This window comes from Intrasporangium sp., from assembly GCF_039812505.1.
Lineage (GTDB): Bacteria > Actinomycetota > Actinomycetes > Actinomycetales > Dermatophilaceae > Intrasporangium_A.
In genome coordinates, this window is record NZ_JBDIAQ010000029.1 from 19,949 (window position 1) to 30,804 (window position 10,856).

The following is a 10,856-nucleotide window of genomic DNA, read 5'->3' on the forward strand; positions in this document are numbered from 1 at the left end:
TCCACATGCCCCCCCAGCGTCAAGCCAGCAGCACCCTACGGGACGTCGCCGAGCGCGCCCACGTGTCCCTGTCGACGGCCTCGCTGGTCTTCAGCGGCAAGGGACCGGTCGCCACCGAGACCGCCGAGCGGGTACGGGCGGCTGCCGCCGAGCTCGGCTACCTCGGTCCCAACCCGCTGGCCTCCTCGCTGCGGCAGGGTCGCTCGGGCGTCGTCGGCGTCGTGGTCGAGGGCCGGGTCCGGCACGCCTTCCAGGACCCGTTCGCCGTGTCGGTCCTCGACGGCCTCGCCGAGGTGCTCGACACCATCCCGACCGGCCTGCTCCTCGTCGGCCAGTCCCCGGACGACCCGGACGCGCTGCTGCGCCAGCTGGGTGGACTGGCCCTCGACGCGGTCGTGTTCGCGCTGTGCGGGCTCGACCGCTCACCCGCCGTCGACTACCTCGCGGCACGCCGGGTCCCGATGGTCGGCACCAGCGCCCCGGTCGACCGGCGCGTCACGCAGGTACGGGTCGACGAACGGGCCGCAGGTGCGACCATCGCCCGGTACGTGCACGACCTCGGGCACCGGCGGGTCGCCCACGTCGCGATGCAGCTGACCCCCGGTTCACCGGCGGGCCCGGCCCCGCGCGCGGTGCCGCGGTCGGCCCGGTACGTGGCCGCCTTCGCCCGCCTCCGGGGGTTTCGCGACGTCTTCGGCCCGGCAGCCGAGGTGGTCCAGACCGGCGACGGGCCGGGGTTCGAGGAGGGCCGGGCGGCGGGCCGGGCCCTGCTCGACCGGCCCCGGTCGGAGCGGCCCACTGCGATAGTGGCGCAGTCCGACGTCATCGCCGCCGGCGTCGTGCTCGCGGCCGAGGAGCTCGGCCTGCAGGTACCGGAGGAGCTCAGCGTCACCGGCTTCGACGGGGTGCGGCTGCCCTGGCTGGCGCACCGGCTGACGACGATGGACCAGCACGGCCACGACAAGGGCCGCCTGCTCGGCACGCTGGTCAAGCAGGCCCTGGACGGGACCCGGCCGCGCAGCCGCACCGAGCCGGTCGAGCTGCGCGAGGGCACGACGACCGCGCCGTGGCCGCCGGCCGGGAGGTAGTACCCGCTCGACCGGGAGCCGCTCGACGCGGACGTACTGAGCGGCATACGGCCGAAGTGAGCGCGTGACACCCCGCGCACCTGGAAGAGCTCTCCTACCCTTGCTGCGTTCCCGCCCTGGGGGAGTTCGGAGAGGTACCACCACGCGGGGTGCCGGGCGCCAGTGTATGCCGCCCGCCCCGGCCCCCGCGAGTTGCCCCGCTCCCGGCCTGGCCGACCAGAACCGCCCAACCCTTGCAACAGACCGAGAACCTGCCAAGTTCGCCGGTTGCAACCGTCGAAGATGGCAGGTTCTCGGTGTGTTGCCGAACCGTTGGCGTGTCGTGGCAGGCGAGCGGGCAGGCCCGCCCCTACCGGCCTACTTCACCGAGCCGCTCATCAGCCCGCCGACGAAGTACTTGCCGAGGATGATGTAGACCAGCAGCGTCGGCAGCGACGCCAGCAGGACGCCCGCCATGATCGACGGGTAGTCCGGGTTCTGGCCGCCGGCGAGCTCGTTGAGCGCGTAGGTGACCGGGCCGTTGTTGCGGTTGGTCAGGAACAGGGCGAACAGGAAGTCGTTCCACGCCGAGGTGAACTGCCAGATCATGGTGACCACGAAGGCCGGGACCGAGATCGGCAGGGCGATCGACCAGAAGGTGCGTGCCGTGCCCGCCCCATCGACCTTGGCCGCCTCTAGGATCTCGTTCGGCACCGCGGTCGCGTAGTAGTTGCGGAAGATCAGCGCACAGATCGGGATGCCGTAGATCAGGTGCACCACGATCAGCTTCCAGATGCCGTCGAACCAGGACATGCCGGGCTGGGACTGCACCTGGATCAGCAGGCCCTGCAACGGGATCAGGATCGCCTGGTAGGGGATGAACATCCCGAACAGGAACAGCGTGAAGACCAGCGTGGCGCCCTTGAACCGCCACTTGGCGAAGACGAACCCGTTGAGCGAGCCGAGCATGGCCGAGAGCACCGCGACCGACACGGCCAGCACGACCGAGCGCCACAGCGGGGGCGCGAGCGTGGCCCACGCCGCCTTCCAGCCCTGCACGGACCAGGTCGACGGCAGCGACCACGCCTGCCGGGCGTTGACCTCGCCGCTCGTCTTCAGGCTGGTCACGACCAGGACGTAGAGCGGGATCAGGATCAGGATCAGGAAGCCGAGCAGGAGCGCGTAGCGCAGCGTCCGCCCCAGCACCGTTCCCTCGGTGCCCGGCGCGCGGCCGGTGGCCTTCCGGGTCGGGATGGGCCGGGCAACCGGGGCCGACTCGGTGGTCGTGGCGGTCATCCGCGCACCTCCTTCTCGGTCTTGTTCGTGTAGTAGAGGTACGGGATGACGATCAGCGCGACCAGCACCAGCAGGATCGTCGCGTTGACCGCCGCCGCGGTCGCGTCACCCTGCTGGAACAGCTGGGTCCACATCATCGTCGAGGGCACCGAGGCCTTGTAGGAGTTCTGCCCGGCGATCGCGTAGATCAGGTCGAACATCTTCATCGACATGTGCCCGACGATGATCAGCGCCGACAGTGCGATCGGGGACAGCTGCGGGAACAGCACGTGCCGGTAGATCTTCCACTCCGAGGCGCCGTCGATCCGCGCCGCCTCGCGCTGGTCGTCGCTGATGCCGCGGAAGCCGGCGAGGAACAGGGCCATCACGTAGCCGGACAGCTGCCAGATCGCGGGGATCGCCATCGCCGCCATGGACAGGCTGTTCGGCGACTGCCACCAGCTCGACTGGAAGCGTTCCAGGCCGAGCATGGCGAGCAGCTGGTTCAGGCCCGAGGCCTGGTCGCCCTTGCCGGGAGCGAGCAGCCAGCGCCAGACGACGCCGGCCGCGATGAACGAGATCGCCATGGGCAGCAGGTAGATCGAGCGGAAGATCCCCTCGGCGGTCACGCCCTTCTCGAGCAGGATCGCCCAGAGCAGCCCGAAGAACATCGTGCCGGCCACGAAGACCACGGTCAGCACGAGCAGGTTGAACAGGGCGTGCTGGTAGTCGGCGGACCCGAGCAGCTGCGAGTAGTTCGCAGCCCCGCCGGGGTGCACCACGCGTTTGGTGGCCCGCGTCTCCACGCGGTCGAACGAGGTCGACACGTTCTGGAAGATGAACCAGTAGACGAAGACCCCGATCAGGATGATCGACGGCAGGACGAACAGGAAGCCGACGAGCTTGTCGCGACTCTTGCGCATGAGCTCTCCTTAGCGGGTGGTGGCCACCCGCCCCGGGGAGGTATGCCGCTCAGCGTGCCTCGCGAGCGGGCCGAGCGGCATACCTCCGGTTCGGTTGGGGCCGGGCGGAACTCAGCCGGCGTTCTTCTTCTGGGCGGCCACGAGGTCGCTCACGAGCTGGGTCTCGTTCTTGGAGACGTAGAACTTGCTGATCGCGGTCGAGATGTCCGCGTTCCAGGCGAGCGACACGGCGGCGCCGTGCGCGATCGACGAGACGATCGTGTCGTCCTTGAAGGACTTCATGGCCGCCTGCTGGTAGGGCGGGAAGTCACTGGCCGGGATGTCGGTGCGGGCCGGGATCGAGCCCTTGGCGAGGTTGAAGGCCTTCTGGCCCTCGGCCGAGCCGATGAGCATGAGCCAGTCCTTGGCGCCGCCGGGGTTCTTGGCGCCCTTGGGCAGCGTGAAGGAGTCGGCCAGGAAGTCGAAGACGCCGTCGGTGCCCGGGGTCGGGAACCAGGTCCAGTCCTGGTCCTGCTTCTTGCCCTTCTCGTTGAACTGGGCCAGCGCCCAGTCGCCCATGACGTTGTAGGCGGCCTTGCCGCTGATCACCAGGTCGATCGCGACCGGCCAGTCGTCACCGTCGGAGGCGGTGTTGGCGTAGCTCAGCAGCTTCTTGTAGTCCGCGACGGCCTGCTTGACGCCGTCGGAGTCCCAGGCGGTCTTGCCGTCGAACAGGCCCGAGTAGGCCTCGGCGCCGAGGTCGGCGATCAGGACGGTCTCGAAGAGCTGCACCTGGGTCCAGGTGCCGGAGACGGCCAGCGGGGTGTCGACGCCGGACGCCTTGACCTTGTCCATGTCGGCGATCCAGCCCTTGATGTCCTTGGGCACCTCGTTGATGCCGGCCTTCTTCAGGACCGCGACGTTGGCCCACACGACGTTGGCCCGGTGGATGTTCGACGGGACCGAGTAGATGTTGCCGTCGACGGTGAGCCGGTCGAGCAGGTCCTTCGGGAAGACCTTGTCGCCGCCGAGCGCGTTGATGACGTCGTTGACCGGCTCGATCTGGCCCTTGTCGATGTAGTCCATCAGCTCGGCGCCGGCGTGGCCCTGGAAGGAGTCCGGCGGCTGGTTGTTCTGCAGGTCGGAGGCGAGCTTGGCCTTCGCGTTCGAGCCCGCGCCGCCCGCGACGGCGAGGTTGACGAACTTGTTGTTCGGGTACTTCTCCTGGAAGAGCTTGATCAGGGCGTCGAGGCCCTGCTTCTCGGACCCTGCGGCCCACCAGGTGAAGACACCCACGTCGCCTCCGGCCCCCCCGGCCTTGGTCTGGAGCGCGGTCGTCGGGGCGTTGGCGTTGCCGGTGTCACCGGTCTGGGTGGTGCCGCCGCACGCCGCGAGGGCCAGGGCGACGAGACCAGCGGTCGCTGCGGATGCAACGGTCCTGCTGCGCATGTATCTCTCCTTCATCGGTTCGTCGCCGGCACGCCCTCGGGCGGGATCGGTCGACGGGTGAGCCACCCGTGGTTCGGATGACTGGTCTGTGGGGCGGCCGCCGGGCGGACGGGCCGGGCACCGGGACACGGGCTCGGCGTCATACCTGCTGCCCTGCCGGTCCGGTGCGGATGGGGCTGACGGTGGCGCGGCGGCCGTGCGGCCCGCCGGAGCCGCGCACGATCAGGCGGGTGGGCATGACGACCGTCGTCGGGGCCGACCCGTCACCGAGGAGCCGGACGAACAGCTGCTGGGCCGCCTTCTGCCCCAAGGCGGCCGGGTCCTGGTGGACGACCGTGATGGGCGGGTCGATCAGGTCGGCGAGCTCGAAGTCGTCGTAGCCGACCAGCCCGAGCGGCAGGTCGAGCCGGCGCATCGCCCGCAGCGTGTGGACCGTGACCCGGTTGTTGCCGGTGATGACCGCGGTGACCGGGTCCTTGTCCCGCGACCAGGACTCGAGCGCCGCACCGACCGTGGCCGGCGTGTGCGGTCCCATGCAGATACGGGGGGCGCCGGGCAGGTGCAGGTCCTGGTGCACGGCCGCGAAGGCCTCGCGCCGCTGCCGGGCGGTCCAGAACTGCGCGTCGTCGCCGAGGAAGCCCACCCGGCGGTGGCCGTGCGCGACGAGGTGCTCCATCGCGCTGCGGATGCCGCCGGGGTTGTCGCTGAGGATCATGTCGGCCGGGCCGCGGACGGGCCGGTCGAGGTAGACGATCGGGGTGCCGCTGGCCACGACCTCCGGGTCGACGCCGGGGGTGGTCCCGGCCGGGACCACGACGAGCCCGTCGACCCGGCGGCCGACCAGCTCGGCGAGCACGGCGCGCTCGCGGGTCGGGGACCCCTCGGCGGAGGCGGTGATCAGCTGGTGCTGGCGGATCCGCGCCTCGCGCTCGACCGCGGCACCGATCTGGGAGTAGAACGGGTTGGCCAGGTCCTCGACGACCAGGCCGATGGTGCGCGTGCGCCCGAGCCGGAGCGGGCGGGCGCTGTCGGCGCGCCGGAAGCCGAGGCGCTCGACGACGGCGATCACCCGGGCGGCCGTGTCGGGCCGCACGCCGGGCTCGTGGTTGACGACACGGGACACGGTCTTGACCGAGACGTTCGCCTCGAGCGCGACGTCGGCCATGGTGGGTCGGGTCGCTGTCCGCCGGGTGGACAACCGTGTCATGGGCAGATTCGACCAGTACCCCTGCTCAGACCGCAAGACCACCGTGCCGACCGGGGTCCCGGATGTCCGGGACTGTCCGATGTCATGTCCGAATCGGACAGGATCGGCGGTCTGCTCGTCCCGGTCCACTCGACTCGCTCCCCCTGCCTCCGCGTCGGCGCGCTCCCGTGGTCGCCGGCGTGGCGGCACGACTCCGCGGTCGCCCGGTAGCGGCCACGACTCCAGATCGTTGTCCCTCGTGTTCGGAAGTGTCAAGTCGTGTGAAGAATTGTTAGGCTTTGGTGACCGGCGCGCTCTGCCCCGGTCCCGCCCGCTCCCGCCCCCACCGAGAGGAGACGCGTCGTGCTCGCCAGCCAGCGCCGGTCCCTCATCGCCGAGCTCGTCGAGCGGGAGGGCGCGGTGCGCATCTCCGAGCTGGTCGACCGGCTCGGCGTCTCGGACATGACGGTCCGCCGCGACATCGACCGGCTCTCCTCCGACGGCGTCGTCCAGCGGGTCCACGGCGGGGCCGTGCACCCCGACGAGGCGAACCGGGCCGACGAGCCCGGCTTCGCGGCCAAGTCGCTGCTGCAGCAGGCCCAGAAGCAGGCCATCGCCCGCGCCGCGGTCGAGCTCGTGGAGCCGGGCAGCGCGATCGGGATCTCGGCCGGCACCACGACCGTCGAGCTGGCCCGGCGGCTCACGGCCGTGCCGGGGCTGACCGTCGTGACCAACTCGCTGCCCGCCGCGCAGCTGCTCCACGAGACCGGCGGCCCGGGGCACACGCTCGTGCTCACCGGCGGCGTGCGCACCCCGTCCGACGCGCTGGTCGGGCCGATCGCCGTGGCCACGCTCGCCTCGCTCCATGTCGACCTGCTCTTCCTCGGCGCCCACGGGGTGGATGCCACCGCCGGGCTGACCACGCCGAACCTCGTCGAGGCCGACACGAACCGCGCCCTGATCCGGGCCGGGCACCGCGTCTGCGTCCTGGCGGACTCGACGAAGTGGGGCGTGGTCAGCCTCAGCACGTTCGGCCGGCTCGCCGACGTGGACGTGCTCATCACCGACTCCGGCCTCTCGCCGGCCGCCCGTCGGGCCGCCAAGGAGCAGGTCGGTCAGCTCATCGTCGTCAAACCCGGGAAAGGGACCGCATGAACCGTTTCACATCACGCCGGCTGGCCGACGGCCGCGAGATCACCTACGTCGACGACCCCGACGCGCCGGTGCGCTCCGCCGTGGACACGCGGCCGCTGGGCGACCGGCTCCCCTCCGGCGAGCTGCGTCGGGACGCGCTCGTGGGCGACTGGGTGGCGGTGGCCGGACACCGGCAGGGGCGCACCTTCCTGCCGCCGAAGGACGAGTGTCCGCTCTGCCCGACCGGTCGCGGGAGCGTGCCGTCCGAGGTGCCGGAGACTTCGTACGAGGTGGCGGTCTTCGAGAACCGGTTCCCCTCGTACGCGCCGGTCTCGCTCGGCGCTCGGTCGGTCGACGCGTCCGGGCTCTTCGAGACCAGGCCGGCACTCGGGCGCTGTGAGGTCGTCTGCTTCACCAGCGACCACGAAGGGTCCTTCAAGGACCTGCCGGTCGAGCGGGTGCGCCGGGTCGTCGACACCTGGGCCGAGCGCACCACGGCGCTGGGGCAGCTGGAGCAGGTGGAGCACGTGTTCTGCTTCGAGAACCGCGGGCGTGAGATCGGGGTCACCCTGCACCATCCGCACGGGCAGATCTACGCCTACCCGTACCTGCCGGCGCGCACGGCGCAGCTGCTCGCCCGGGCGCAGGAGCACCAAGCGGCGACCGGGCGGCTGTTGGGTGCCGACCTGCTGGCCGCCGAGCAGGCCGACGGGTCGCGCATCGTGCTGACGTCCGAGCACTGGAGCGCCTACGTCCCCTTCGCGGCCCGCTGGCCCGTCGAGGTGCACCTCGCGCCGCACCGCGACGTGCCCGACCTGCCGGCCCTGGACGATGCGGAGCGCGACGACCTGGCGGTGGTCTACCGGGAGCTGCTGCAGCGGCTCGACCGCTACTACGTCGGGCCCGACGGCGAGCCGATCACGCTGCCGTACATGGCCGCGTGGCACCAGGCCCCGGTACGGGTCGGGCGGGATGCGTCGCGGCTGCACCTGCAGCTGATGTCGGTGCTGCGGGCACCGGGCAAGCTGAAGTACCTCGCCGGCTCCGAGTCGGGCGTCGGCGGCTGGATCACCGACGTGCCACCGGAGCGGCAGGCGGCCCGGCTGCGGGAGGTCGCCTCGTGAGCAGCCCCGAGTCACTGGTCAGCCGGGTCACCGGACTGTTCGCCGACCTCACCGGGAGCGCCCCCGAGGGAGTGTGGTCCGCACCCGGCCGGGTCAACCTGATCGGCGAGCACACCGACTACAACGACGGCCTGTGCCTGCCGATCGGGCTGCCCCAGCGCACGTATGTCGCTGCCACCCGACGCGCGGACCGCACCCTGCGGGTCCGCTCGGCCCAGCGGCAGGAGGTCGTGGAGGTTCCCCTCGCGGACGTGGCGCCCGGCACCCCGGGCGGGTGGGCGGCATACCTGGCCGGCGTGCTGTGGGCCCTGGCGCGGGAGGGGTACGACGTGCCCGGCCTCGACGTCGCGGTCGACTCGAGCGTGCCGGTCGGGGCCGGACTGTCGAGCTCGGCGGCCCTGGAGTGCGCGGTCGCGGCGGCGGTCAGCGACCTGGCCGGGCTGGGCCTGCTCGGCTCGGACGGGGGCCGGGCCGCGCTCGCCCGCGCCTGCATAGCCGCCGAGAACACCATCGCGCAGGCACCCACCGGTGGCATGGACCAGTCCACGGCGATGCTGTGCCGCGACCGGGCCGCGCTGCTGCTCGACTGCCGCTCGTGGCGGACGCGGCTGGTCCCCTTCGACCTGGCCGCGCACGGGTACGCCCTGCTGGTCACCGACACCCGGGCCTCGCACGCCCTCGTCGACGGGCAGTACGGGTCGCGGCGCGACCAGTGTCGGCAGGCGGCGGCCGAGCTCGGGGTGTCCAGCCTGCGCGAGCTCGAGCCGGCGGATCTCGACGCGACGCTCGCCCTGCTCTCGGACGACGTCCTGCGCCGTCGGGTGCGGCACGTCGTGACGGAGATCGAGCGGGTCCGCACCGCGGCCGCCGCACTGGAGGCCGACGACCTGGCCGCCCTGGGCGCCCTGTTCGACGCCTCGCACGACTCGATGCGGGTGGACTACGAGATCTCGTGCCTCGAGCTGGACCTCGCCACCGGGACCGCGCGGGCCCACGGCGCCCTCGGGGCGCGGATGACCGGCGGTGGCTTCGGCGGCTCGTCCATCGCCCTGGTGGCCCTCGACGCGGTCGAGAGCACCACCAACGCGATCGCCGAGGCCTTCGCCGCGCGCGGGCTCGTGGCGCCGGTGTCGTTCGCGGTTACCGCCGGGGGCCCGGCCCGCCGCGACTGCTGACCGGCACCGGGCAGAGCCCGCGGCGGGGCTTCCGCGAGCCGAGTCGCGCACGCGGCTGCTCCGCGCGCCGGGCGTTGCACGGCCGCGCGGTGAGCTTGATTTCCGGCCGGTGCGCGACCTCCGGTACCCTGCCCGCGGAGGATTCGCATAGTGGCCTAGTGCGCACGATTGGAAATCGTGTTGGGATAACACCCTCGGGGGTTCAAATCCCCCATCCTCCGCCAGGACGAGGGGACCTCGGCGCCCGCGCCGAGGTCTCCGCGTCATGGTCGGTCGGACCAGCCGACCCCCAGCCGCGCGCCTGAGACCCCTTTGCGATCCCTGGGGGCGACTGCGAGCATCCCCCTATGACGACCCCATCGCGCTCGACCCTGCAGGGCCGCAGCCTGCTCAAGGAGACCGACCTGTCTCCCGACGAGCTGCGCAGCCTGCTCGACCTCGCCGTGCACCTCAAGGCGGCCAAGCGCGCCGGACGCGAGGAGCGAAGGCTGGTCGGCAAGAACATCGCCCTGCTGTTCACGAAGACCTCGACGCGCACCCGGGCAGCCTTCGAGGTGGCCGCGGCGGACCAGGGGGCCAGCACGACCTATCTCGACCCCTCCGCGTCCCAGATGGGCCACAAGGAGTCGATCAAGGACACGGCCCGCGTCCTCGGCCGGTTCTACGACGGCATCGAGTACCGCGGTGCCGGCCAGGAGGACATCGAGACCCTCGGCACCTGGGCCGGTGTCCCGGTGTGGAACGGGCTGACCAACGAGTGGCACCCGACCCAGTCGTTGTGCGACGTGCTGACGATGCGCGAGCACAGCGGCAAGCCGGACCACGAGATCAGCTACGCCTTCGTGGGCGACGCCCGCTACAACATGGGCAACTCGCTGCTGACCGTCGGCGCGATGCTGGGCATGGACGTTCGGGTCGTCGCGCCCCGCTCGTTGTGGCCCGCTGAGGACGTGGTCGCACAGGCGCAGCAGTATGCCGCCGAGCTGGGGTCCCGGATCACCCTGACGGAGGACGTGGCGGAGGGTGTCCGCGACGTGGACTTCGTGCACACGGACGTGTGGGTCTCGATGGGCGAGCCGGCCGAGGTGTGGGCCGAGCGGATCCAGCTCCTCACGCCCTACCAGGTGGATTCCGCCCTGCTCTCGCGGACCGGCAACCCCGACGTGCGGTTCATGCACTGCCTGCCGGCGCTCCACGACCTCGACACCGCCGTCGGCCGCCAGGTCCACGAGCAGTTCGGCCTGCAGGAGCTCGAAGTGACCGACGACGTCTTCGAGTCCCGGGCCTCGATCGTCTTCGACCAGGCCGAGAACCGGATGCACACGATCAAGGCGCTCATCGTCGCCACGTTGGTGGGGGTCTGAGGCCGGCGCCCCAGCGCCACCATCGCGACCCGGCCAGGCACGCCCGCGGCGTGACCCCAGTTCCGCCCGCGGCGACCAGGCCCGCCCCGCGGCGTGGCCCCGCCCCGCGGCGTGGCCCCGGTCCGGGCCGCCGCGCGGCTCCGTGCCGGGTCGTGTCATCCGGTCCGCGCTGCGGCGCCG

At 71.8% G+C, this 10,856-nt stretch carries 9 protein-coding genes, 1 tRNA gene and 1 other RNA gene; 6 read left to right on the forward strand and 5 right to left on the reverse strand.

Going from position 1 to position 10,856, the window contains the following annotated elements; all coding sequences use genetic code 11:
* The first annotated feature begins 5 nt into the window (after positions 1-5).
* Positions 6-1,088 (forward strand): LacI family DNA-binding transcriptional regulator, encoded by a 1,083-nt coding sequence (locus WMI84_RS06205; RefSeq protein WP_347351368.1) that lies wholly within the window; start codon positions 6-8, stop codon positions 1,086-1,088.
* A 60-nt stretch (positions 1,089-1,148) separates the two neighbouring features.
* On the opposite strand, the gene ffs is transcribed toward WMI84_RS06205, so the two are convergent.
* The 5 genes from ffs to WMI84_RS06230 all read right to left on the reverse strand — a co-directional run bounded on the left by ffs (position 1,149) and on the right by WMI84_RS06230 (position 5,900).
* Positions 1,149-1,245: signal recognition particle sRNA small type (gene ffs, locus WMI84_RS06210), an RNA gene on the reverse strand.
* Between the two features lie 200 nt (positions 1,246-1,445).
* On the reverse strand, positions 1,446-2,363 hold the full coding sequence (locus tag WMI84_RS06215) for a carbohydrate ABC transporter permease (RefSeq protein ID WP_347351369.1): 918 nt from the start codon (positions 2,361-2,363) through the stop codon (positions 1,446-1,448).
* On the reverse strand, positions 2,360-3,265 hold the full coding sequence (locus tag WMI84_RS06220; RefSeq protein ID WP_347351370.1) for a sugar ABC transporter permease: 906 nt from the start codon (positions 3,263-3,265) through the stop codon (positions 2,360-2,362). The genes WMI84_RS06215 and WMI84_RS06220 overlap by 4 nt, the downstream gene beginning before the upstream one ends.
* A 111-nt stretch (positions 3,266-3,376) precedes the next feature.
* A complete protein-coding gene (locus WMI84_RS06225; protein ID WP_347351372.1) occupies positions 3,377-4,693 on the reverse strand; it encodes an extracellular solute-binding protein in 1,317 nt (438 codons plus the stop codon).
* A 139-nt stretch (positions 4,694-4,832) separates the two neighbouring features.
* Entirely contained in the window at positions 4,833-5,900 is a 1,068-nt protein-coding gene (locus tag WMI84_RS06230) for a LacI family DNA-binding transcriptional regulator (RefSeq protein WP_347351374.1), read from the reverse strand.
* 342 nt (positions 5,901-6,242) lie between these two features.
* Here WMI84_RS06230 and WMI84_RS06235 point away from each other — a divergent pair, with 342 nt between their 5' ends.
* The 5 genes from WMI84_RS06235 (at position 6,243) to argF (ending at position 10,676) form a co-directional block, all read left to right on the forward strand.
* Entirely contained in the window at positions 6,243-7,034 is a 792-nt protein-coding gene (locus WMI84_RS06235; RefSeq protein WP_347351376.1) for a DeoR/GlpR family DNA-binding transcription regulator, read from the forward strand.
* Entirely contained in the window at positions 7,031-8,137 is a 1,107-nt protein-coding gene (galT, locus tag WMI84_RS06240) for a galactose-1-phosphate uridylyltransferase (protein ID WP_347351378.1), read from the forward strand. Before WMI84_RS06235 ends, galT begins: the two co-directional genes overlap by 4 nt.
* Positions 8,134-9,312 (forward strand): galactokinase, encoded by a 1,179-nt coding sequence (gene galK, locus WMI84_RS06245; protein ID WP_347351379.1) that lies wholly within the window; start codon positions 8,134-8,136, stop codon positions 9,310-9,312. Before galT ends, galK begins: the two co-directional genes overlap by 4 nt.
* Before the next feature lie 136 nt (positions 9,313-9,448).
* Positions 9,449-9,536, forward strand: a tRNA-Ser gene (locus tag WMI84_RS06250).
* A gap of 123 nt (positions 9,537-9,659) precedes the next feature.
* Positions 9,660-10,676 (forward strand): ornithine carbamoyltransferase, encoded by a 1,017-nt coding sequence (gene argF / locus WMI84_RS06255; RefSeq protein ID WP_347351380.1) that lies wholly within the window; start codon positions 9,660-9,662, stop codon positions 10,674-10,676.
* Positions 10,677-10,856: the final 180 nt, after the last annotated feature.